We start from the raw sequence: 22,800 nt of genomic DNA, 5'->3' as shown, positions 1-22,800 counted from the left end.
TTTAATTATAATCAAATCTAAAAGTTAATTCGGCAGGAAATACAACAGGTGTTTCATCTGCACTCCCAGTATCGCAATCCGAGACCATCGACAATTTACCATCGTAATAATTAGCAGCGAGCTCTGCATATGCTAAGTATTCAAACTCTGTTACCGATTCACCGCCGAAACAAAAATAAAATTTAGAATCGCTATCTGAGCTAAACTCATAAATTAATGTGTTTGTTGAAAAAGCTAGGTTTTCCTCCATATAATCACCATCGGTAAGTTCCGATAGTGATTCAGGAAACTCTGAGTATATTAGGTCGAAAGTGGAAACTGAAGTTGAGGCAATTGAGATCGCTGACTTCATTTTGTATTCTTCAATCATCTCATAAAATACACTTATTTTTATGTAGCCTATTCCGGCAAAGCAGGAATAAGTAAACACCAGAAGACCAATGAATGTCAGTATCAGGTTCCCCATTATTACTTCCTTTTCTTTTCTTTGACTCCAAGAGTCTTTCCTAGCAGTACAGAGGGCTTATAAAATAAAAACAGAATAGCAGCGGGAATTGAAAATAGATTAGCCCAATCCCAAAAGTCAGGAGCTTCCTGGGATATCGAAAAACCATACACACTGTAGCCGATGGCAACTAATACAAAAAGATAGTCAAAATATGAACCCACCTTGGAATTCATTGCGCCAAATAGAGAACTTGCAAACTTCATGATAAACAACCTTAATTAATTTTCACATACTATAACACTAATTAATTTAACGGCCAATATTATTAGGTGCTCTTGTATCTGTGCTCTCCTTTTTTAAGCAAAAAAAAATGGCCAACCTCAAAGAGGTTGGCCAAATCTTACTGCAATAAAACTACTGATTAACGCACAACTACTACAGCGGCGTAAGAAGTAGTCGCTTCATCATAAGTTACATCACCAGCAGTGAATGTCGCTGCAACAGTATCATCAAACGTTGTGCTAGTAGCTGTTACAGAACCACATTCTACAATTTCACCACCGTTTTCATTGATACGTTCACAAACTTCTTCACTGATGCCGTCATCACTGTTTGTTGCAATTTCAGAAACAGTACCGATAACATCATCAACACCATCACTTGCAAGAGCCCAAGAACCGCCAGCAGGAGTTTGAGGAGATGTTGCTAAGTAATCAGCATCGATCAATGCATCAATATCAGTTGCATCTGCGCCGTACTTCGCTTTATAAAGAGTGAAACTACCTTTAACTTGCTGAGCTTGGTTAATGTATGCAGTTGCGATTGCTTCTGTTGAACCTTCTGAGTAAGAGTCACCACCAAAGAATACAGTGTTGATTGTTACGATTGCGCCAAGGCCGATTGCGATAAGAGTTACGATTAAGTTAAACATTGAATGCTCCGAATATTATTATTATTATTATTATTATTATTTATAATTATATTTATTATTATTATTATTATTATAATTATGAGAGGACTATTCCTCTTGGCTTAAACACATGTATATTCATGTGCCAAATCGACTATATGAAATATTCAAAATCAATTTCACCATACTTTCTCTTTGGAAAGTTTTAATTGTTGCGAGCTTTTAAGAGAGAAGTTATCAATAACTCTCTCTAACCCTCTGCCTCACTGGGTATGCAATTAATATACGTATTTAAGAGCTTAGTGGCAATAGCTAAATTAAAAAAAAAGGCACAAAAAACCTAACTTCCGATGTTTTAAGGGAATTTATTTTCAAATAAATTTAAATAAATAGGAACAAAACAAATAAAAAAAAAGCCACTAATTAATAGCGGCTTTTTTCTTTAAATTTAACTAAATTCACTGGTTATATTTAAGTTGCATGTAAATTCCTGAAAAGTCTTTATTTCTTGAGTCCTTACATTCCGTCCCCATACAAAACTCCTCTATTTTGAACCCTTTGCACTGAAGGGCAATAAGCGACATGGAAGAAAGCCTCTCGCTCCAGTCACTAACACCATTAGAAATAAAGTCTATATTGTCACCAATCTGCACAACAGTATGTCCATACCTTTTAGATGATGACTTGCACTCAGAAATTAAGTTTTTTTTAGTTTTTGCAGTATCCTCATCCTTAAGAGGCTTAAGGTAGATATAACCAGATCCGCACATTCCTGCTATGCCAATCACAATAAGACTATAGCTAATTGCCAGCTTTACACTCTTAGACATGTAATTCATTTTATGCCGACCTCTTTTTCATTTATTCCAAGCTCTTTAGCAAGTGCAGCCACTTCATCTTGACCCTCTACTCCGCTAGACACTTCAACTGGAGATTCCTTTCCCGTGCTAATTAAAAAACTAGTTTTATCTGAAGATAAAGCTATTTTTTTTGCATAAGTACCAGAGGCGACTAATTGCTCATTTAAAAGGATTTCTTTTAACTCGCTTATTTTTTCATATGGAACCCTTGTTTGAACATAAGCACTAGACTTATTTTCTTGATTTAGAATTCCATACTTAAACAATACAGAAAGGAACAGACTTAGCACACCCAATGACGCGAAAACGATACTAAATACAAAAAGCCCGGTTCCTTTGCTATTAATGCTGAACATCTTATCTTTATATTTAATTTCAGGAGTAGCAGCCTCTTGTGATCTCTCCGTTAACAATGCACTTGATAAGCCTTCATCGTTTTTACCTAAAACAACCTGAACTATCTTTCTTGAGGTTTGAATATTTACAAGTGGCTTTGTCTCTAAGTTAAGTAAAACATCTTGAAGCACACCATGTCCACTGCCTGAGTCGTGAATTTCCCAGTAAAAACCCCCGTCCTTTTTGATGATCTGAACTTTAGCTAATTCGGGGTCTCCGATCTCCATCGACTTACTTCTCAGGTAAACAAGAAGGTCTTGCTTAGAAACACCTCTTTGAAACCCTAAAAGCAAGTTATCCGGTAAAAGAATGGGCTTGTTCTCTGACTTCTTTCTCATGAAGCTGAAGAAAGGCTTGGTTTTTTTTAAGCCTTTCTTTGCATCGCTTTCTACCGGCTTTAATTCGACATTTTCTTGCATTTTCTCTTTACTCATTAAGCAGCCTTACTAGTTCAAAACTTTAACAGAATCCGCTTCCATAGGCTTCAGCACTACTATAGAAGGCCTAATCATTATAATCATTGCCGTTTTAGTTACATCAAGTTCTTGATGTCCTCCACCAATATTCTCTAGGAAATAAGGAGTATCAATATCATCAGCTCTTTTATCATAAGTAATTCCACCTATAATTGCAGTGTCGCCGGCTTTTAATCTGATTAAATCGGTAAACTCCTGCTCTTGAACTTCTGGATAGGTAAGTGAGCCTAACTGGTCTCCTGCAGACAATGTATACCAAGACATAAGTGCACTCAATTTTAGCTCAACATCAATCGTGACTGTTGAGTTTGAATCTTGATAGTACGGGGACAATAGTAGGTTCAAGCCAACATCTACTGTCTCAATGTCTGCAGTTCCCAATGATGTATCTGAATCACTAGAAGTTGTAAGGCCTACTGAGCTAATATAAGGGACTGTTGTTGCTGACTTAAGCTCAACATCTCTTCCTGAAATGGTTTTCATTATGACACTTTGATTGGTCTTAGTATTACCATAACTGCTAAGGTAATCAATAACAGCACTTACGGAAAAGTTGTTGTTAGAAATAAACACTGATGAACTATTACCACCAACGCTAGTCATTGAATTAAGGTTGCTCACACCTGAACCCGTCATAAGAAAGTCAGAGGCTTCAACTGAGTCGTCGTCATCGTCATCGTCGTCATCATCATCATCGTCGTCATCGTCATCGTCAGACGAGTCAATATCGATGCCCGATACTGTTTGGTATACAGAAGCTTTGCCGAGACCAAAACTCAACTCACTCCAGTCTATACCTGTCGATGTGCTTTTATCTAACGATACCGTCAATACTGCTACCTGCATTGAAACAAGCGCTGAATTCTCCGAAATAAATTTCATGAACGCTCTAATTCGCTGCTGGCTCTTGTAGTCAGAGCTATAGCTTATTAATCCTGCTTGTAGTGACATATCTGCGTTTTTTGCACCAAGTGAAACTAAGTTCTTCTTAATCGCAGTAGCAAGATCTTTGTTTTGAGGTATTCTGACCATATACGTAGATGATGAATCTATCGAGATAATATTACCTCTATGCCAATTGAAACTTATCTCATACGAAGAACCAAGCGCTAGCAAATAATCACCTAGTTTTCCTTCGAACTCAAACATAACCAATGGCTTGTTACCAATGGATTCGTTTGGAATTGACAAGAAAACGCCAAGTGGCTTGAGTAGACCAACCAGGCTAGATATCGTTGCGTTTCCAGATGCTGCACTTGAGAATTCAATATCATACACATCTTGTGGAATTTCGCCTGGATGCTCCAGAACTATGTCAGACCTGTCATTCACATAAGTTATTGCAGGCTCTAAATTTTGCCATTCTTCTATCAACTTATCGCTGTTGAGCGAGTCATCATATTCTTTGTCAATATCTTTAGGTATTACGGTAGATGTACACCCGCTTAATAAAGACATTAAAATTGATCCTGCAATCAATGTTTTTTTAAATTTAAAACTCATTATCAACCCTTAGATTTTGCCTTTGACAGATCAAGATAAATATATTGCTTAAGTTTATTGTTATAATAAATCTTAATTCCATTAGTTTCGCCTTTGTACTCCGATTCTTCGACCTGGTTTCGAGTCCACTTTCCTAATACTTCTGGCTGTAAGTGTGCTGGAAGCTTAAGCACAGCTTCTCTTTCTAATTCCACCATCAGGCTATTTAACATAGCTTCCCTACATGCGTCATTAAACTCATGACAATCTTCATTAAGCTCAGGATTTTTTTCTTCTTCAGTTAAAATAATTCTTTCAGAGGGTTTTAAAAAAGGATTATCATCAATTGTTGATGCGACAACACTTCCCCCCATCAATAAAAACCCCGAAAATACAACCAATAACGATTTCATCAAATCTATTCCGTTTATTTAAATTAAGCATAAAGGGTAAAAAGTATATATTTAGGTCCTAAGACTGTCCACTTAATATCACTAAAACAGTAACTATGGACAAATAAAAACCTCAACTAAGAGGTTTGTATTTACACTAATGGTGAAAACGTCTTAATCCAACTTTTCTGCCATTCATTAAAACTGTCAGATGTCTCACTGTTTTTTACCTTTAATATTGATACCAATCTCTCAAGTCTTAAATTAAAACCAATAAACTGAGCATAATGTATTCCACTTAAACTGCTAGCCTTTAGGTTTTTTTCATTGTCTTTAAGAGTGGCAAGTAATAATTCGTAGTCCGCCACATTATTTACAGAAAAAAGACACTGACTCAGGCTACTCATTAAAGTCGCCTTCACCATCCTCTTCGTCTTCATCTTCTACTGATTTCTCACCACCAAAACAAGACTCAAGCAAATAATTTAATATTTCTCGTGATTTTAGAGCAACACAGCCAAGTTCGGCAGAACCAATATCATCAACAGTCGCACCAGGGATATCACTGTAATCAGACTGCGCTTCTTCTAAAACGTCATCGCCCCAAGATACACCAGAAATTTGGAAGTCTTCACTAATCGTAAACGATGTATTTGCATCATATTCAACCTTTAAAGATATAACTCGCTTACTATCATTCAAGTATTTTTTAAGACTTTCATCTAAAAAGCTGTCTACTTTTTTGTATGTGATTTCAGACAGATCATCTTCATCTCGCAACGAGAATGTATTACCAAATTCAATAAGGTCAGGAGATTTATCTTCCACAACCCAGCTAGTCATAACAGTTTTTGGCTCATCCATTGTTTGGATTGGTAAGATATCTAAATCTAGTGACGGCAGAAGAAATTTAAGGGCACCAACAAACTTTTCACATTTTGCAGGCGTACCGTCGATGTAAATAATTCCCTGCTTAGCATCAATAAAGCCTTTAATTTCACTTACATTCGATGGAGCATTCGGTTGCAACTGAGACTTAATGTCATCGCGCATGTTCTTTTTTACTTTGCCTGTAATGATAATGTCAGGGTTATTCAATTTAAGTTCAGCAATTTCTTTATCAAGAATCATCTTAACTTGACTCGCTGACACAGGTCTTTTTTCAAACTGCACACAAAGCGCTATAAATCCGTTCGCGGATGGCGCGAAATTACTCGACTCAGCACCAAAAGGAGGAATCCAACCAAACTTAGATTCCTCGTGTGGCTTACATTGCACAAATTTATTTAGCTCTGCTGCTTCATTGAGTTTTTCATCAGTAACATCAAAGCCTTTTACTCTATAAGTACCCATATTCTTAATCAACATTATTTTTTTCCTCTAAAAACAAATTAAAATCACTGACTGATTTATTGACCATCATATTAAATATATTGAATTCAACATCACGAATCAGCCTTGTGTCGTTCCCTATAGATGTTTCTCTAGCTACATGAGTTAAAATTTGCAGCACTTTAAGTTTAAATCTAACATTACCACTACGGGAACTAAGTATTTGAACAATCCCCTGTCGAATAACACCGCTATCTAAGTTTGCTTCAACTTCATCATAATGAGATGTATTTGCATATTCCATGAAAACCGGGTCATCAAAAGATTTTGACTTAATATATTGAAATCCCAATAAACTGTCAATATATATCATTAGATCCATTGCGATCTTGCATAGGTCTTTATCAGAACATTCCAACTTTTCTAATCGCTCTTCAATTTTACCAACAATCATCGTCACTTGTTCTTATTTTATTTTTAGTGCTTCAAGTATACTATTAATAACAAACAGCCTCAACACGCCATTGACTAAACAATTAAATTTCAATATATTATGTTTTTTTATTTTTCAAAGACAAAACTATAATATGATCTCGATATTCAGCCATCTAATAGAAAAAATCTCCAAAAAATATAAGTTTGCGAATATACCCAAAGAAGATCTAATACAAGAAGGCTGGTTAGCTGTAATTGAGAATGAAGATAAATGGAAAGAGCTTCCATCATTAGATGCAAATTGCTTAATGACCCCATTCATAAGAAGTGCAATGAGAAAGTATTGCATTAACAATCAAAGGCTCGTCAAGATTGTTACAACCAAAAAAGAAATAAAAGCTGTAAATAATCTGCTTTCGTATGCTTCTTCTCCTAGCGAAGTTACGCCGGCCACCATAATAAAGATGTCTAAAAATTTAAATGTTGAAGAAAAAGATATAAAAAAAGCATCCTATTTTGTATTTGGCTCTGATTCTCACATATCACCAGAGGGACAAGTCGAACACAAATCAAAATGGATGCAAATGCCGGAATCTTCAAATCTTCAAATGATATCTGAAAGAGTTATTAATCTAATGGAGTTAGAGAAAGAAATAAAACACCTTAAAGGAAAAGAAAGAGATGTTATTGAAATGAGGTGGTTTAATGAGAAAAAAGAGCCACTACAATCCATAGCGAAAATAATGTCAATTTCTACCTCAGGCGCTGCCCTTTGCGAATCTAACGCCATAAATAAACTCAAAAAGAGGCTAAACGCTAGAATAGCCGCTTAATTTAACTATTTAATATTCCCCATATCCCATTGGCAACATCATCATTACTAAGTTCAGGGGCGCGAGATAAACCCTCGGCAACTTGAGATTGAGATGAAAGATCAAGCTCTCCTTTAAAAACCTGCATTAAGGCATTTTGATACTCTTTTTCAAATGACTTTGCTTTATATCTAGTGTTTTGAGTTAAATTTTCATAACCAATAATGGCTCTGACATGAGATATAATAGGATGAAAACCAGCAAGACTCTTATTGGCCACTGCAATATTTAGCGCATCACTGGCCATAGGCATCTTCTCATCAATAGTGTAGGCAATTGACATCATTGTAAACTGACCTACATTAGGTGGATACTGCCCGAACTCAGTTGAAACCTTGATTTCTTTTACTGCCCTATCAATACCCAGAGAAGATGCTCCTGAAATTTTTAAATCATCAAACCATAACTTAAAATGCTCTTCCTTTGTAAAGAACTCTCCTTTGAACAGTCTTTCATACTTAAAGCTCAAATATCGATAAGCCCTTTCAATAGAAATATCCAATTCACTTAATTGCTCTTTTTCAACCTTTGAATAAATTGCTTTAAATTCTCTGTAAATATCTTCAATTTCGTTGGGCTTAGGCCCAATGTTTTTTGTCCTTTGACAGCTATTAATCATGTACTGTACGAAAGGTGTTATTTCATCTTCCTGAACTCCAGAACTAACAAGCGCCTTAATCCAGTTTGCTATGGCCATTGGAGTTTCTGAGTAGTTGCCTCGATAAAACGATCCTGGATAGCTTACGTTCATGTTTTGAAATTGCTTTGCGGCAATTGTCTTGTAATTTGTTGTTATCATAATAAACCTATAAATGTGCGGAAATTTTATCAAGTAAAGCAGACATCCCATCATCGGTTACAGCCGACTTAAGGCTAGCTCTATCACACCAACGACAAATAAAGTCGGCAATGAGCCCTACAGGCTTTCTTTTATCCGCATTCATCGCCTTCCAATTAAATATCATGCACAAGTGTTCTCTTAGATTAATATTGGAATACTTATCAGCTAAGCTAGAGAGCAAACTCGGAGGAAGTACATAAACTTGTCCTGAGGTATTAAAGTTAATTGACGGCATCCATCCCTGATAAAAGGATAGATCTCTGTCACTTTCCTTGAGGTACATTATTTCTGGGTGTGCAGCTTTATCGCAATTAACAATCCTTTTTGAAACAGAGTCTGCTTTTCTGCTTAGAACTTTATTGACGTCAATTATCTCGCAAGGTTTTTTGTTTAGGAATTCAAAAACTTGCTCTTCTTGATCTTTAAATACAAGACTGTCGTTTAAATCAATTAATCCCATTTCAATGTAGCAAATGCTAGATTCGATAAGCTTTTTAATTAGTTCTAATAACTCTGACTTTGGGTAACCTACTACTTCTGATATTGCCGGAATATCCATAATTATTTTACATTGTTCATCGCTTTTCCATGCATAGTTCACTAGCTCTAAATACACGCCTTTTTCTATTAGGCTTAATTTCTTAAATCCATCCTGTTCGAAAACTTTAGATGGATTTACTTCATAGGATATTTTTCTCATAAAATTAAAAGCCTCCAAATACAGGGACTTAATATTACAGAATACTTTGTTTTTGTCTAGTTCATTCTTGATGAGATTATTACAAAGAACTATGACATTAAGATCATTATTGTTATAATATATTGAATATATTTAAAATTTTGGAACAATTAAATGAAAGATGAATTATTAAGAAATTTATTAGAGTCATGCCCACATATAAATACAAAGATAGCTTCAGACTGGGTAGAGTCAACTATAATTGAATCTGAAATAAATATTAAAATTAAAGGAGAAGATCTCACTCCCCTGCAGCTAGAAGAGAAAATTAAAAAAAATGTAAGATGGCACATTAGAAGAAACAATGGATTCGGTGGTTCGGACATGTCTGTTTTGTACACTGAATACAAGGGCGCCTTCTACCCTCATGGAACAACTTCAAGAGATGTTGTAGGTCAAAAACTTTGTTTAACAACAGCAGGAACATCAAATGGTGACACCGAACGAGGCATTGAAACTGAAGTTTTTGCAAGAAGAAAATTTGAATACAAACTAAGTCATTTAGACCTTGTTCCATACAATGAAGCTTACGCAGCTTTAGATAAATTGAATATTTCAGGCGTTGAAGGGCATCCTTGGATGAAATCATCGCCTGATGGTATCTATTTTTCTAGAATAACAGGCGAAGTTATCCTTGTTGACTTCAAAACACCTGCAAGCCAAGATGTGTTTGATGAAATGTCCACGATAGCTCCTGATCACTACAAAGCTCAACTAGCACAGTACAAATACCACTTGGAAGCTGCAGGTATAAAAGTAGACCGCACCGTGCTCGCTCCATTCTCAACTAAATTATGGGATGTTGGCATTAATGAGTTTGTGGTAACAGAAGAAATGACAAACGACGTACTTGCTGCTGGCGATTACTATTGGAAATTTGTTCTTAGTAATGAACTACCTAATAGACCATTCAGCAAGAACTACCAATATATTGCTGAAATGCCTAAAGGCTTCCAAGAAATTGTAGCAAAATTCATCTTAACAAAAAGAATGATGTCTATGGTTAAAAGCCTTGATGATAAATATAAACCACAACTACTTCGATTCGCCTCTTTAGCTGGAGTAGACTGGAATAAAGTAGATCAAAAGACGGGAATCGGTGGCATTAACATTAGCTGTAAAGAAAAAAACTCGGTTAATTCAAAGGCACTTGCTTCTGCAAGAAGAGTCGCTATTCAGAAATTTAAAATTGAAAGCGATGACTATAACGCTCAAATATCTAAAATATTGAAGTCTGGTGTCATTCCCTCTGAGAAAGATTTTCCGGTCCCACCGAGCATAGAAGAAATTGATGAGCAAGACTTTACCGTTTCCGCAGAACAAGTAACCGTGTCTGTAGCTAGAGGAAAGAAACATGCCAATGCAGCTTTTGTAGAGGAAATGGAAGCGATTGGTGAACGCGCAATTAACTTTGCTGAAGAAGACATGATGGATAGCAATAATTTCTCTATTACTTTAAGTCAAATTAAAGAAATGGTTGCTGACCCATCAAGTCCTTTTTACAATAAATCCGAAGCATATGATATGTTCCAAGAAATTGGATTTAGCATTACCGATGACCAACAAAAGAAAGTCGAACAGGTAAATCATGAAACAAATCTTGCATTTTAAGGCCTTTTTTCATGAACAATGCAAAAAACAATTACGGACTAAATATTGTACTTTATCCTAGAAGCTACAATAAACGAGGAGGTGAAAGCCTTCATTCCGTCCAGGGTGTAACTGATGATGGTCGTCTCATTAATGTGAAATTGAGAATACCTGAAGAATTTCAGCAAAAAGAGAATTCTCCGAGCATAATTGAATTCTCTAGAATAGACGCTAAAGCAAAGCAATCATGCTTTGCTTCTCCTGAAAATTCTCCAATGAATAGAGAAGGTGTTTTGTTGTTCAGCAAGGCGACTTATGATGGCGTCGGCTCATTAGGATGTGACACATATGTTGCTAAATGGGCCAATGTTCTTGCTCAAAATGCTGAGTCTCCAGATCCTATTCTTGGAATTGGAAGAGTTGAAATAAAGAAAAATGAAGTACTTATAAACTCGCTAAATCAAAAGTTAATTGCTGCAAAAGAAATAAATAATAAGGACACTATTGAAAAAATTGAAAAAGAAATCATTAACCCAGCGAATTTCAACTTTTCTTTAATAAACTACCATTATGAGTTTATTAAGTCAGACATTGAGCCTTCAATCGATGAGTTAAGAAGCAAAACAACCGATTCATTTTCAAATAAAAACATTGTTGGAGCGGTGCCTGGTTTTTTTATTAGAGCACTCAATAACAAAGGAAGAATAATTGCTTCAAGTTATATGGAGTTCTTTGCAAAATATAATAATTTAGAGGAGCGATATCAGACTTTTTTTGAAATGACGAATCATTTCATAAACATAGTTATTCCTACTCTAAAGTTTGATTACTTTAGCAGTGAAATTCAATCATTAGAAGTTTGCCCTCTCTCAAAAATCATTACGGGAAAGCTGGGCAAAAAGCATTTTGGACAAAAATACAAATACGACTTCCTGAGAAGAATGTTTTACTCTAATAATGCTAATCATGCGATTGAAATTTCTGAACCTATTTTAACTAAAATATCAGCAAAGATAACTGCATATGACGACAAATCTTTACTCTCCAGGGTTTATACAACTTCTCACTCACTTGGAAGCCCTAAGAGACTAGATATAAAAGGCCGGTTCTCAGGAATCTTCGAAGATGAGGATGCTAAATTATCTCAATTCCCTATTTCTGATGAAAACATAAATCCTAAGCCTATTGGGGTTTCTTATAATCGTCTTCCATTGAGGTCATCATGGATAATTAATGGTGATTCTGCACCTACTATATCTTGTGTGAGCGACACTGAAATAAAACAGCCATTAATAGATAATATGCCGTTAGTACAACAAGATACCAATAGCGATCATGAAGAAATTCACATTAAAAAAGATGAGTCTTTGGTAACCGAGATAGCTGCAGGTGAAAAATTTGAATCTTCTGAAAAACCTAATAACCCCATAAAAGAGAGTAGTGAAGACAACTTAGAAAACATTCAGAAAGAGCGTGAAGATATTGACTTAACACATTCTGAACTCTTGAATGGATCTGAAGTTGATAGTGCCCTCGAACATATTGCACAGGACATTATTGAGAATCCAGAGACGCAGGTAAAAGATGAGGTGAGACCTGAAATAGAACATACTCAAAATACGAACCTAGATTTTGAGTTAGATACTGGGCCTTTAGATGATTTTGAAGATATGATGAGTGATCACTTTAATCAAGTCGAAATAGTACCTCTCAAAGACGAAAGCAAGTTGGACTCTAATGTTGACTTCAATATAAATAGAAATCTAGCTAAGAAGGACCAAAGCTCTGAAACACTACCTACTGACAAAGTGAATAAGAGCGAATTTCCTAAGCGATGGGAGCCAAGTAATCTAAATGATGAGAATAAATTAGATACAGCAGAACAGGAGCCAGTGACCAGAGATGTCGAGATTAAGGCGCCTGAAGCTAAGAAACAATTAACAGGCATGGCTGCATTCATGCAACGGAAAAAGATAGCTCAGAAACAGCCTTAAATAGAGGCTGTTTCGTTAACCGTTATTATTATTAACAAGGCTTCCATTAAATCTTCTAGCTGCTGGCAATGTATCTCTCTTGCCCTCTTCAATTTGAGCGGATATGCGTTTTAATCCAAGTTGCTTTTGCATTGATAGCTTTATTTCACTAGCAAGTTTTTTCTTCGCAGTGATTGTGTAGCAATTTTTGTTGGCATATGGGACAGATGGTATATGGCCGCTCTTCACAAGCAATCCAAGAGCCTCCCTGATATCTCTTCTCTTTTGAGCCATCGTTAATTGGCTTTTTCCAAATGAAGCCATTATCTTTTCTGTCTCAATCTTATATGTAGCCCCTTCATAAGAATTCCTCCAGTTCCAACACAAGTAGCTGTGAAGAAACCTAGCTAAAGCACCCTTATGGCTAAGCACAGAGTCGAAACTGTACTGTTGATAGTTCAGCTTAAAAATTTGCTCAACTACGTAGTCACTAAAGCTAATGAAGCATCTATCTTTAGCTCGACCTGTACCAGTTGTCTCTAAGGCAGCATCTGCTATTACATCATTAGTGATAGTAATGCTTTTACCATTTTTGCTTTGAGATATCCTGTTTTTACTATCCCTAAGCACAATTAAAGATTCTCTAATTACATCATAAGGTTTTGTCTTTCCGATTTTCTTGAGCTCTTCTCGTATTTGATACAATGAGAAGTAAACGCCGTATCTAGGAGAACTGCCTGGAATCGCTTTTTTTTCTAAACCATTGTTAGATGCGATCATAAACAAGACTCTTTCAATTACTTCTTCCCTATCACCTGGGTACATTAAGTAACTTACCGTTTTTTCACCCTCTTTTCTCATTATGGTTGCAGGGTGAATCTCACATACAAGATCGTTTCCGTTAACCTTGTATTCATTCTTACAAATAATCTCTTGATCAACTTTCACATCGGAAGCGAGCAAAGGTGGATTCTTACCTCGTATATAGCGAGGGACCATATCAATGTCCCCTATTGCATTCGAGTATCTTTGTATGCTGTTTTCTTCTTGCGCCTCATCGACAAGACTGAACAAGTCCATCTGTAAGGCTTCTCTTTCTTTATCGGTCAGTTGAATGATGTATGAGCTGTGTTCAGTGCTACTGCTTACTTCACTGGTAGTTGTTCCATCATTATTTTTATGAGCATTATCTTTTTCAACATACTTTTTTTTATCAAAATTAGATTCATCATCGCTAAATCTAAATTCATCTCCGTTATCTGAAAAATCTATGTGTTCACTCATTTGATTGATTCCTACCAGTTAATATCTTGTTGAGGTTATCCCATTGTGATGAATAGATCTATTGTCGAATAGTCCCTTTTACTGATCTTATTAGTACCTTTTAACGATCTTTATCAAAATAAAGGATCTTGATGACCTTTCGGTTTTTTCATTAGTACCTAATTTGCACATACTTTCTGATTCAATACTTAAAATCTGATTCTGTATCGTGTATTGCGATACGATTTTTAGTGCAAATTGAACTGTTAAATAATACTGCCTATTTAGAGCATAGTTTTTTTAAGCCATTGATTTTTATATTGAAATATTTATGTCGACCGTTCAGCTTATTAATACCTAATTTGGACAAACTTTATTTGTTAAATAGCTCTGCTATTTTTGTTTATATCCAGGTCTCTTTGGCCTTCTTCTTTGCCTTGATTTACTTATGTTCTCTTTAGTGTTTCACTTTTTTTCAAGCAAAATTAAATTAGATCCTTGAATAACACCTAAATTTCACAAGCTATTTGAGGATCATGTTATTTACTACCTAAATTGCACAAACTTTTTGGTACTTATTATTTTTTACTACCCAATTAGCACAAACTATCTTTGTCATTTATTACTTTTACTACCTAATTTGCACAAACCAATATTTAAATTCATTAATTTTACTGCCTAATTAGCGCAAACTATTATTTAAATTCATTAGTTTTACTGCCTAACTTGCGCAAACTACTATATAAACTCATTAATTTTACTACCTAACTTGCACAAAGTATTAACGCCTAAGTAACTTTTACCAATTTTTCTTTGGTTTATTAAGTAATTGCAATTTAGTACCTAATTAGCACAAAACCCTTATCTTAATTGATTCAATAGCACCTAAAATGCACAAACTAACTTATTAACGCTTAATCTTAGTACCCAATTAGCCCAAAGTTATCTCCTGATTACCGATTTTGGTGCCTAATTAGCACAACATTTTCCATAAATTCGTTTTAATAGTGCCCAAAATGCACAAACCTATTTAATAAATTTAAAATAGTACCTAATGAGCACAACTTTTTTACAATAAGTCAGTTTTTAATACCTAAAAAGCACAAACTGGACTCATTCTCTTTTTTTTTAACACTTAAATAATGAAAAATTCAGTTAAAACTATTCTATTAGTACCTAAAGTGCACAAAGTTTTAGCATCTAACGTACTTTGTTGAAATTTAAACCGGTTCACTTTGTCATTAGTACCTAAATTGCGCATAACTCGATCTTTTATTTAGTACTAAATACTACCTATATTGCGCATTCTTTAAGTTTAATTGTTTTAATACAGTAACTTAAGCATTAAATTGATTTTTTTGTTCATTAAAAGTGTTTTATTCTAAATGACCTTTTTTAGTGCCTAATTTGCGCATCATTTGTTTTTCTCTTTGTTGAATAGCACCTAAAATGCCCAAACCTAACAAAATTCCATTCATTGGAGCGTTACTTTTTTAGAACCTAATTTGCGCAAAGCTAGTTAACTGACTGTAATTTGTTGTTGCAGCTATTAATTTTTTGTATGCTCTTAATTTCAGGTGTTTTATAAAATAATAAATAGTTTTTTATTATTTTAAGGAAAAGACGTTTTTAGGATTTAGATAGGAAATAAAGGGAAATAAGGATAGGAGAACTATTTTATATTCAATAATAACAGTGTCTTATATGCAATTTTGGATCATGTTAGGATCTATTACGGATCAACTTAGGCACTAAAACGGATCGTTATCAGGAACTATAGTTGGGGCAAATTAGGAACTATTAACGAACATTAAAAGGTACTATTCAAAAATTCCATTCACAAGTTATCCACAAAACTATTAACAAATAGGTCGTTTGCGATCAAAAACAGGTACTAATAATAAGCTAAATATTTAACTTCATCCACAAAGCCTATTTTTAATTTTGGAACTTTGTGCATTTTAGGTATCAATAGATCAATAAAGGTGACTAATAAGATCAATATTAGGATCTATTGAAAATGACTTATCAACAAGTAAATACTGTAAAAAACATAACATTTCTTTATTTAATAACTTCTTGTTGAATGATTACTTTTAACATAATTAATAGAATCAAGGGGCATTATGTTTTGATAGTTTGAGTTCCAACTACCAAAACAATGATTGGTTAAAGCTAATTAACAGTTAACATGTTGGGCCACTTGGTTCATAACTTCTTTTGAATTTATTTACTAACCCGAACATTTCAACATTAGTGTTCGCACTAAATTGATATGAGGTCCATTCATTATTAATTTCTGTTAGAAGTTTTTTAGAGTTAACCAAATCAAAATGGTCACATGGTTCAATCTCGAAGTCTCTCGCTTCTTTTTCGTACTGCTTAATACTATCGAACAGAAACTTTTCAGTTTTTGCTTGTTCTAGAGTTCTAATTCTTCCAACTAGGAAAGATTTATTAGTTGATGGCCAAAATACTGCTGTAGTCATAAGTCCCGCATCTTCAGTGTTTTCACAAAATTTTGCAGGGCCTTTTCCTTTAGCAGGAACAAATACACCTGAGATGCCGTCTTTGTTGTTAGATTCTTTACCTGGTTCAATTAAACTAAAAGTAGCATTATAACCAGTAGGTGTCTTTTCATTTTTTTGATCAAATACAAGTATCTTTAACTCTTTTATTTTCTTCTCAATAGGAATACTAATGTCACCAATTTTGAGGTTTCCGTGCTCATCTTTACCATGAACCAACAATGTGCCATCTAGATGTTGCCCCACCTTAATTCTGGTTTTATTCATTCCCAATCTAGAAATCATATATTCATCTTTAGGTCGTGTTTTTTTAGCGGTCATACTGTGATCTATATTTTGTCCCTTTAAAATTGTATGTGGACCAACAGTTACGTTCCCATAAAGGTCTAGCCCTACTTCCCCCACTTCTCGTACTTTTTGGCCAAGCCTGACCCTAATAACAGAAGTATCGGCTCTCGTTACGTCATATAGTTCATCATCAACTTTTGTTGCACACCAATTTTTTAATATTTCTCCTTCATGCTGCACTCCATACTCAGCATGAAAAGCTTTTGATAATAATGTAACTTTACTCTTAGTCATATTTATAAAAACCTCTTATGTTTCCTAATATTTGGATCTGACAACTAAAGACCAATTAAAGAAAGATGGCTTGCTCAATTTGCAACCAAATAATTTTGACATTATTACGTATGTAGTCATATTAAGTTTTTGAGCTGATATCATTCTTAATATTTTGTTTTTCTGCCTTAGGTAATTGTCTATAGCTATATCTAAATTTATTTTACACTTATTAGATTACAAATTATATAAAAAAGGGAACGAGCTTGGTACGTATGAGCAACTTTTAAACTTGACTTTAATCTTTATATTTAGCATATTAAGTTAAATTTTATAAACAAGGCTTTTGTTAAATGGACCAAATTAAAGAAACAAACTTACTCAAAAAAGCAGTTAAAGTGATTTTAATTGCATCTATCCCATTGTTAGTTATCTTGGATTTTGCATGGGTTACTTACGTCAGCACTCCTCCCAAATCACTTCAAGTGTCTGAGATATTGGAAAATGAAGGTGTGAGTAATGCAAATGACATTATTGGTGAAGCAACGACTTCTGCATTTATATATACTGTTGACGCAATTCTGAATAAGGACGGTGGCTATACTGCTAACGACTTACTGGTTAAGGCTGGCAACTTTGACAACATGCCATCATTTGAAAGAGGTGTTGTCGCACAGGCAAGAGAAATCGGTTATGCGCTTAGAGACAGATTCTCTCGCGGAAACTCCAATGACCGAGCTAATCCTGACCTGACGCAGATGCAGCCACTAATTAATTTCTCTGACGAAGCATGGTACCCGATTGCTGATAGTGAAATGAATTATAAAAAAGCAGTTAAGCATGCTAGAAATTACCTTAAGGACATTACCACTCCTCAAGAAAACAAGGCTAAGTTTTTTGCTAGAGCCGATTCCCTAGAGAAATACTTTGATAAAGTATCACAAAGACTGGGTGATCTAACTCAGCAACTTAGTGCAAGCTCAGGTGATGTTAGAGAAAATACTGACTTAGCAAATGATGCAAGTGCATCACAGTCAAGCGCTTCTCAAAGCGTTGTATACGCTAAGACACCATGGTTAGAAATTGATAACGTTTTCTGGAAAGCTAAGGGTGAAGCATGGGCACTTATTCATTACATGCGCGGCATTCAGATTGATTTTGAATCAGTACTAAATGATAAGAATGCAATGCCAACAGTAAAACAAATTATTAGAGAGCTAGAGAAAACACAGCTAGATTTCACATCATTTGTTGTTCTTAATGGCAATGGTAGAGGTGTAACAGCAAACTACTCTTTGTACTTATCTAACAGTATTTCTAGAGCTAAGTCTTCAATTCAAGAGCTTCAAAAAATATTAAATAACGGTTAGTGGTCATCAATTGAAGTAGCCTCATAGATGGCTACTTCAATTAAGCTTACACTTCAGTAATTTTCAACTGAATTATTTCAAGTAGCTCATTAATTAATTCATCGTTCAGGCTCTTATTTAATTTAAGAGTTCTTTTTTTGTAATCAAATGTACCAACTGCCTTACCGTCTATATCAGTGATTTCTTTTGATTCGTTCTGCTCACTTAGCTCTTCTTTAACACCGGTTACACTGCTAACTTTCTCTTTAATAAGTGAGGCCAAAGTCAATATTGGAACTTCTCTTCCTATTCCAGCAAGAAACTTAGCTCTTTCGTTAACGTCTAGCTCCTCATTAAGGCTACTAACTTGATTTAAAAGTTTTTTGACCTGAGCTATGGTAATGCTTTTCGAGTCCTCTATAAGCTCTCTAATCTCTTTGCTTACCTTTGCTGGAAGCACTAGATCATAAGAGTGACTTCTAGATAAGTTAGAGCCATGACCACTATTAAAAATCTTAATTGCTTTTGTTTTGTTTCCAACCACATCAATCAATTCTTGTATCTGATCAGCCCTTTCAAATACGGTAAAAGGCTCTCTTCCCTCATTTTCATGTGAGGCTAAGACTACAGAATCTTCATATGACGCTTCAATAAGCATGCAGTAAGACTGTGTTTTTGCCAGTCTGCTTGCAAGTGTTCTTCTCTTGCCGGTTATTGCTTGGTATTTAAACTTTGAATTAGGGTCTGGGTGAACTCTAATATAGTAAGGTTCGCTATTTCCGTTTGACTCAATAATTAAAGGCACTAAGCTTTTAACTTTTTTTTCTGTAACATTTCTTTTATTGCCAGAAAAATCAATTGAAATAGTATTTGGATCAACTATTACTAAATTTGATTTAGTTTTAGCGCCAGAACTTAACTCTATTTCCAAGCCTTGTTTTACTGGCTTATTATCGTCAAAAGACACTGCTTCTTGCTCAAGTTTCACTGAGCTTGGAGCTTCTGCAGAAACACCTCTATTAACTGCCTCTAATGCACTTGAGGCAAACCCAGCAGGAATTTCACATCTTTCTTTGCTTTGAGGAGCGTCTGTACCAGCACCCATATTCATGTTGATTGTGGTCGATGAAACACCAGTCTTTTTCTTTAGCATGATTTATCCCCTTAATTATTAATCTACAATGCTTTGATCATTAATAATTTTCACTAAGCTCTCATCTGGCTCCTGCCCTCTTTCCCATCTAGGCTTCTTCTCATTTAACAGCTCACTTATTAGTACAGAATACATAGCTCTTGCTGCTTTATATTTCTTGTCATCAAATACAGAAAGAAATTCATTTTGCGCATTAGTAACTGCTGACACACTATTAAGGGTATTAACAGAAAATGAGAACTGCTTTGACAAGTTAAGAGCATAAAACTTTTTAAGTGGCTTTAGGTCAGGCCTTTTTTGAGCATCGAACCTATTTACAACCAATAAACAATCTATTGTAAAATCTTCATAGCCAAGTGCGATCATTTCTTCAAGCGCTGTTAGCTTACTTGATAATGCAAGGTTCGCATCATATGAAACTCGGCCCGGCTCGGTCAAAATTAACACTTTATCCGCTGCTATTGCTGCTGATTGGAAAGCAGTATTACTAAACCCTGGAGTATCGATTATAATGTAATCATACCCATCTTCTTTAAGGCTCTTTATTTGACTATTTAATTTCTGGTTTGGTGGAATAACAATGCACTGTATATAAGGAAGTTGTTCTTCATATGCATTTTGTCTTGCAAGAAAGAATTTTTGAGAGCTAAGTCGCCCCTCGTGAACAATTCCATTTTCTGTGTAGTTTGCATCTGTATCTATTACTACTACTTTTTTACCTTCATTTGCAAAACATCCTGCTAAATTCATGCACGTTGTAGATTTTCCTACTCCGCCTTTATTTGCACCAACCAAAATTACCTTTGCCATCACATGCTCCTATTGTTTTCAACAATATATAATAGAGATTTAAAGCATGTCAATTCATAAGTGATTAATTATTAGTTTTTGTTAATAAAACACTAAAAAGAGCCCTTTTATGGGCTATATTTTCTTTTTTTTATATAGTTTGATTAATATGTTCTATTTTTCATTTTTATAATATTAAATTTAGAATGAAAACCTACTGATTATTAGCTATCAATAAGCATATGTTTCCTAACTTTTAACACTCGCCTTTCCGACAATTCTTGACCTGGTGTTTTAATCACGCGGCGCAATTATAGATATTGAATAAAACAAAGTGTCGGTGTTCCGACAACTTTACTTTAATGAATCAATTCAAAGCAGACAATTCTACAAATTGATTGTGCTAAATAGTGTCGGATTTCCGACAACTCTTGACCTGGTGTTTTAATCACGCGGTGCAATTACAGATATTGGATAAAACAAAGTGTCGGTGTTCCGAGAACTCTTATCCAGGTAATCTAATCTCGCGGTGTTATTACAGATATTGAATAAAGCAAAGTGTCGGATTACCGACAATTCCGCTACTATTTAGAATCTCATTTAAATCTTTCTACTCCCCTTACCAGTCTAAGCAAAAAAAATATCGATACCATTACCTTGCTTAATCAATTCAAAGAAGCGAATCCTATATGTAAATCCTGCCAGTGTTCCGATAACTTTTTCTTTGTTGGGTAAATTCAAAGAAGTGAATTAAACATAACCTAATAGACTAAATAGTGTCGGTGTTCCGACAACTTTCCATTAGTGGTTCAATTCGTAGCTGTTATTTTTATTAAATTGACTGTGCCAAATAGTGTCGGCGTTCCGACAGTTTTTCATTAGTGATTCAATTCGTAGTAGTTAATTTCACAAATTGATTGCGCTAAATAGTGTCGGTGTTCCGACAACTTTTCTTTACAGGAACAATTCAAAGCAGTGAATCTAATAAAATAGAATGGCATAAATAGTGTCGGCGTTCCGACAGTTTTTCATTAGTGATTCAATTCGTAGTCGTTAATTTCACAAATTGATTGCGCTAAACAGTGTCGGTGTTCCGACAACTTTTCTTTAATGAGTCAATTTGTAGCAGTTGATTTAACAAACTGATTGCACTAAATAGCGTCGGCTTTCCGACAACTCTTGGCCAGGCATTTAAATTTCGTGGTGCTATTAAATATATTGGATAAGACAAAGTGTCGGAGGACCGACAATCCCGCTATTATTTAAACTATCATTGAAATCAACTCACCCCCCTCCCCTTCTCTGTGTAAGTTAAAAAACATATCGATAGCTTTACCTGAGTGAATCAATTCAAAGTAGTAAATTAAATAAAATAGTATCGCATAAATAGTGTCGGTGTTCCGACAACTTTTCTTTATTGGATCAACTAAGAGCAGTTAATTAAACGAAATAGAACGGTCTAAATAGTGTCGGCTTTCCGACAGTTTTTCATTAGCTATTCAATTCGGAGTCGTTAATTTCACAAATTGATTGCGCAAAATAGTGTCGGCGTTCCGACAACTTTTCTTTATTGGTTCAACTAAGAGCAGTGAATTAAATGAAATAGGACGGTCTAAATAGTGTCGGTGTTCCGACAACTTTCCATCAGTGGCTCAATTCGTAGCTGTTACTTTTTTAAATTGGTTGTGCCAAATAGTGTCGGCGTTCCGACAACTTTTCTTTATTGGTTCAACTAAGAGCAGTGAATTAAATGAAATAGGACGATCTAAATAGTGTCGGTGTTCCGACAACTTTCCATCAGTGGCTCAATTCGTAGCTGTTACTTTTTTAAATTGGCTGTGCCAAATAGTGTCGGCGTTCCGACAGTTTTTCATTAGTGATTCAATTCGTAGTCGTTAATTTCACAAATTGATTGAGCAAAATGGTGTCGCGTTCCGACAATTATTCTTTATTGGATCAACTCAAAGTAGAGAATTAAATATAATAGAATGGCATAAATAGTGTCGGTGTTCCGACAACTTTTCTTTACAGGAACAATTCAAAGCAGTGAATCTAATAAAATAGAATAGCCTAAATAGTGTCGGCGTTCCGACAGTTTTTCATTAGTGATTCAATTCGTAGTCGTTAATTTCACAAATTAATTGTGCAAAATAGTGTCGCGTTCCGACAACTATTCTTTATTGGATTAACTCATAGTAGTGAATTAAATATAATAGAATGGCATAAATAGTGTAAGTGTTCCGACAACTTTTATTTAATCAGTCAAATCAAAGCAGACAATTGGACAAATTGATTGCGCTAAATATTGTCGGTTTTCCGACAACTTTCCATTAGTGGTTCAATTCGTAGCTGTTACTTTTATTAAATTGGCTGTGCCAAATAGTGTCGGCGTTCCGACAACTTTTCTTTAT

20 protein-coding genes are annotated in these 22,800 nt (G+C 35.0%); 4 read left to right on the top strand and 16 right to left on the bottom strand.

Annotated elements, in window-relative coordinates:
• Position 1: 1 nt before the first annotated feature.
• The 10 genes from SP041_RS00105 to SP041_RS00055 all read right to left on the bottom strand — a co-directional run bounded on the left by SP041_RS00105 (position 2) and on the right by SP041_RS00055 (position 6,750).
• Positions 2-466 (bottom strand): hypothetical protein, encoded by a 465-nt coding sequence (locus tag SP041_RS00105; RefSeq protein WP_025562584.1) that lies wholly within the window; start codon positions 464-466, stop codon positions 2-4.
• A gap of 2 nt (positions 467-468) precedes the next feature.
• The gene (locus SP041_RS00100; RefSeq protein ID WP_025562582.1) at positions 469-711 is read right to left on the bottom strand and encodes a hypothetical protein; all 243 of its coding nucleotides are present in this window, start codon (positions 709-711) and stop codon (positions 469-471) included.
• Between the two features lie 158 nt (positions 712-869).
• Complete coding sequence (locus SP041_RS00095) at positions 870-1,379, bottom strand: hypothetical protein (protein ID WP_025562581.1); 510 nt, start codon at positions 1,377-1,379, stop codon at positions 870-872.
• Positions 1,380-1,816: 437 nt separating this feature from the next.
• Positions 1,817-2,188 carry a hypothetical protein gene (locus SP041_RS00090; protein ID WP_137297062.1) on the bottom strand — a complete coding sequence of 124 codons (372 nt, stop codon included), beginning with the start codon at positions 2,186-2,188 and terminating at the stop codon, positions 1,817-1,819.
• Between the two features lie 5 nt (positions 2,189-2,193).
• Entirely contained in the window at positions 2,194-3,048 is an 855-nt protein-coding gene (locus tag SP041_RS00085) for a hypothetical protein (protein ID WP_025562579.1), read from the bottom strand.
• A 12-nt stretch (positions 3,049-3,060) separates the two neighbouring features.
• Positions 3,061-4,281, bottom strand: coding sequence for a hypothetical protein (locus SP041_RS20820; protein ID WP_170968496.1), 1,221 nt, complete (start codon positions 4,279-4,281; stop codon positions 3,061-3,063).
• 314 nt (positions 4,282-4,595) lie between these two features.
• Positions 4,596-4,985, bottom strand: a complete 390-nt coding sequence (locus tag SP041_RS00070; protein WP_025562576.1) for a hypothetical protein — start codon at positions 4,983-4,985, stop codon at positions 4,596-4,598.
• A gap of 131 nt (positions 4,986-5,116) precedes the next feature.
• On the bottom strand, positions 5,117-5,371 hold the full coding sequence (locus SP041_RS00065) for a hypothetical protein (RefSeq protein ID WP_025562575.1): 255 nt from the start codon (positions 5,369-5,371) through the stop codon (positions 5,117-5,119).
• Positions 5,364-6,332 carry a recombination-associated protein RdgC gene (rdgC, locus tag SP041_RS00060; RefSeq protein WP_025562574.1) on the bottom strand — a complete coding sequence of 323 codons (969 nt, stop codon included), beginning with the start codon at positions 6,330-6,332 and terminating at the stop codon, positions 5,364-5,366. Before rdgC ends, SP041_RS00065 begins: the two co-directional genes overlap by 8 nt.
• A complete protein-coding gene (locus SP041_RS00055) occupies positions 6,322-6,750 on the bottom strand; it encodes a hypothetical protein (protein WP_025562572.1) in 429 nt (142 codons plus the stop codon). The genes rdgC and SP041_RS00055 overlap by 11 nt, the downstream gene beginning before the upstream one ends.
• A gap of 133 nt (positions 6,751-6,883) precedes the next feature.
• Between SP041_RS00055 and SP041_RS00050 the strand changes: the two genes are divergently transcribed.
• Positions 6,884-7,564: a sigma-70 family RNA polymerase sigma factor gene (locus SP041_RS00050; RefSeq protein ID WP_025562571.1), complete on the top strand. Its 681-nt coding sequence runs from the start codon at positions 6,884-6,886 to the stop codon at positions 7,562-7,564.
• 1 nt (position 7,565) lies between these two features.
• Here SP041_RS00050 and SP041_RS00045 read toward each other — a convergent pair whose 3' ends face one another.
• Both SP041_RS00045 and SP041_RS00040 read right to left on the bottom strand, forming a co-directional pair.
• Positions 7,566-8,402, bottom strand: a complete 837-nt coding sequence (locus SP041_RS00045; protein WP_025562570.1) for a hypothetical protein — start codon at positions 8,400-8,402, stop codon at positions 7,566-7,568.
• A gap of 7 nt (positions 8,403-8,409) precedes the next feature.
• Positions 8,410-9,144: a hypothetical protein gene (locus SP041_RS00040; protein ID WP_025562569.1), complete on the bottom strand. Its 735-nt coding sequence runs from the start codon at positions 9,142-9,144 to the stop codon at positions 8,410-8,412.
• Between the two features lie 153 nt (positions 9,145-9,297).
• On the opposite strand from SP041_RS00040, the gene SP041_RS00035 reads away from it, so the two are divergent.
• Both SP041_RS00035 and SP041_RS00030 read left to right on the top strand, forming a co-directional pair.
• Entirely contained in the window at positions 9,298-10,794 is a 1,497-nt protein-coding gene (locus SP041_RS00035) for a YqaJ viral recombinase family protein (RefSeq protein WP_025562567.1), read from the top strand.
• An 11-nt stretch (positions 10,795-10,805) separates the two neighbouring features.
• Entirely contained in the window at positions 10,806-12,767 is a 1,962-nt protein-coding gene (locus SP041_RS00030) for a hypothetical protein (protein ID WP_025562566.1), read from the top strand.
• A 15-nt stretch (positions 12,768-12,782) separates the two neighbouring features.
• On the opposite strand, the gene SP041_RS00025 is transcribed toward SP041_RS00030, so the two are convergent.
• Together SP041_RS00025 and SP041_RS00020 are read right to left on the bottom strand one after the other, a co-directional pair.
• Entirely contained in the window at positions 12,783-14,030 is a 1,248-nt protein-coding gene (locus SP041_RS00025) for a hypothetical protein (RefSeq protein ID WP_025562565.1), read from the bottom strand.
• A 2,165-nt stretch (positions 14,031-16,195) separates the two neighbouring features.
• On the bottom strand, positions 16,196-17,119 hold the full coding sequence (locus SP041_RS00020) for a hypothetical protein (protein ID WP_025562564.1): 924 nt from the start codon (positions 17,117-17,119) through the stop codon (positions 16,196-16,198).
• Between the two features lie 332 nt (positions 17,120-17,451).
• Between SP041_RS00020 and SP041_RS00015 the strand changes: the two genes are divergently transcribed.
• Positions 17,452-18,468: a DUF2333 family protein gene (locus SP041_RS00015; RefSeq protein ID WP_025562563.1), complete on the top strand. Its 1,017-nt coding sequence runs from the start codon at positions 17,452-17,454 to the stop codon at positions 18,466-18,468.
• Between the two features lie 46 nt (positions 18,469-18,514).
• Here the strand turns inward: SP041_RS00015 and SP041_RS00010 are convergent, their stop codons facing one another.
• The gene (locus tag SP041_RS00010; protein WP_025562562.1) at positions 18,515-19,600 is read right to left on the bottom strand and encodes a hypothetical protein; all 1,086 of its coding nucleotides are present in this window, start codon (positions 19,598-19,600) and stop codon (positions 18,515-18,517) included.
• Between the two features lie 18 nt (positions 19,601-19,618).
• Positions 19,619-20,410, bottom strand: coding sequence for a ParA family protein (locus SP041_RS00005; RefSeq protein ID WP_025562561.1), 792 nt, complete (start codon positions 20,408-20,410; stop codon positions 19,619-19,621).
• Positions 20,411-22,800 lie beyond the last annotated feature (2,390 nt).

The sequence above is a fragment of the Psychromonas sp. SP041 genome, assembly GCF_000470315.2.
Classification (GTDB): domain Bacteria; phylum Pseudomonadota; class Gammaproteobacteria; order Enterobacterales; family Psychromonadaceae; genus Psychromonas.
The sequence above is the reverse complement of the archived record's forward strand: the minus strand, read 5'-3'. Positions and strand labels throughout refer to the sequence as shown.

What these genes read in the sequence shown, in the direction of transcription:
- SP041_RS00105 (WP_025562584.1), bottom strand. Translation starts at nt 466, where the DNA reads ATGGGGAACCTGATACTGACATTCATTGGTCTTCTGGTGTTTACTTAT.
- SP041_RS00100 (WP_025562582.1), bottom strand. Translation starts at nt 711, where the DNA reads ATGAAGTTTGCAAGTTCTCTATTTGGCGCAATGAATTCCAAGGTGGGT.
- SP041_RS00095 (WP_025562581.1), bottom strand. Translation starts at nt 1,379, where the DNA reads ATGTTTAACTTAATCGTAACTCTTATCGCAATCGGCCTTGGCGCAATC.
- SP041_RS00090 (WP_137297062.1), bottom strand. Translation starts at nt 2,188, where the DNA reads ATGTCTAAGAGTGTAAAGCTGGCAATTAGCTATAGTCTTATTGTGATT.
- SP041_RS00085 (WP_025562579.1), bottom strand. Translation starts at nt 3,048, where the DNA reads ATGAGTAAAGAGAAAATGCAAGAAAATGTCGAATTAAAGCCGGTAGAA.
- SP041_RS00070 (WP_025562576.1), bottom strand. Translation starts at nt 4,985, where the DNA reads ATGAAATCGTTATTGGTTGTATTTTCGGGGTTTTTATTGATGGGGGGA.
- SP041_RS00065 (WP_025562575.1), bottom strand. Translation starts at nt 5,371, where the DNA reads ATGAGTAGCCTGAGTCAGTGTCTTTTTTCTGTAAATAATGTGGCGGAC.
- rdgC (WP_025562574.1), bottom strand. Translation starts at nt 6,332, where the DNA reads ATGTTGATTAAGAATATGGGTACTTATAGAGTAAAAGGCTTTGATGTT.
- SP041_RS00055 (WP_025562572.1), bottom strand. Translation starts at nt 6,750, where the DNA reads ATGATTGTTGGTAAAATTGAAGAGCGATTAGAAAAGTTGGAATGTTCT.
- SP041_RS00050 (WP_025562571.1), top strand. Translation starts at nt 6,884, where the DNA reads ATGATCTCGATATTCAGCCATCTAATAGAAAAAATCTCCAAAAAATAT.
- SP041_RS00045 (WP_025562570.1), bottom strand. Translation starts at nt 8,402, where the DNA reads ATGATAACAACAAATTACAAGACAATTGCCGCAAAGCAATTTCAAAAC.
- SP041_RS00040 (WP_025562569.1), bottom strand. Translation starts at nt 9,144, where the DNA reads ATGAGAAAAATATCCTATGAAGTAAATCCATCTAAAGTTTTCGAACAG.
- SP041_RS00035 (WP_025562567.1), top strand. Translation starts at nt 9,298, where the DNA reads ATGAAAGATGAATTATTAAGAAATTTATTAGAGTCATGCCCACATATA.
- SP041_RS00030 (WP_025562566.1), top strand. Translation starts at nt 10,806, where the DNA reads ATGAACAATGCAAAAAACAATTACGGACTAAATATTGTACTTTATCCT.
- SP041_RS00025 (WP_025562565.1), bottom strand. Translation starts at nt 14,030, where the DNA reads ATGAGTGAACACATAGATTTTTCAGATAACGGAGATGAATTTAGATTT.
- SP041_RS00020 (WP_025562564.1), bottom strand. Translation starts at nt 17,119, where the DNA reads ATGACTAAGAGTAAAGTTACATTATTATCAAAAGCTTTTCATGCTGAG.
- SP041_RS00015 (WP_025562563.1), top strand. Translation starts at nt 17,452, where the DNA reads ATGGACCAAATTAAAGAAACAAACTTACTCAAAAAAGCAGTTAAAGTG.
- SP041_RS00010 (WP_025562562.1), bottom strand. Translation starts at nt 19,600, where the DNA reads ATGCTAAAGAAAAAGACTGGTGTTTCATCGACCACAATCAACATGAAT.
- SP041_RS00005 (WP_025562561.1), bottom strand. Translation starts at nt 20,410, where the DNA reads ATGGCAAAGGTAATTTTGGTTGGTGCAAATAAAGGCGGAGTAGGAAAA.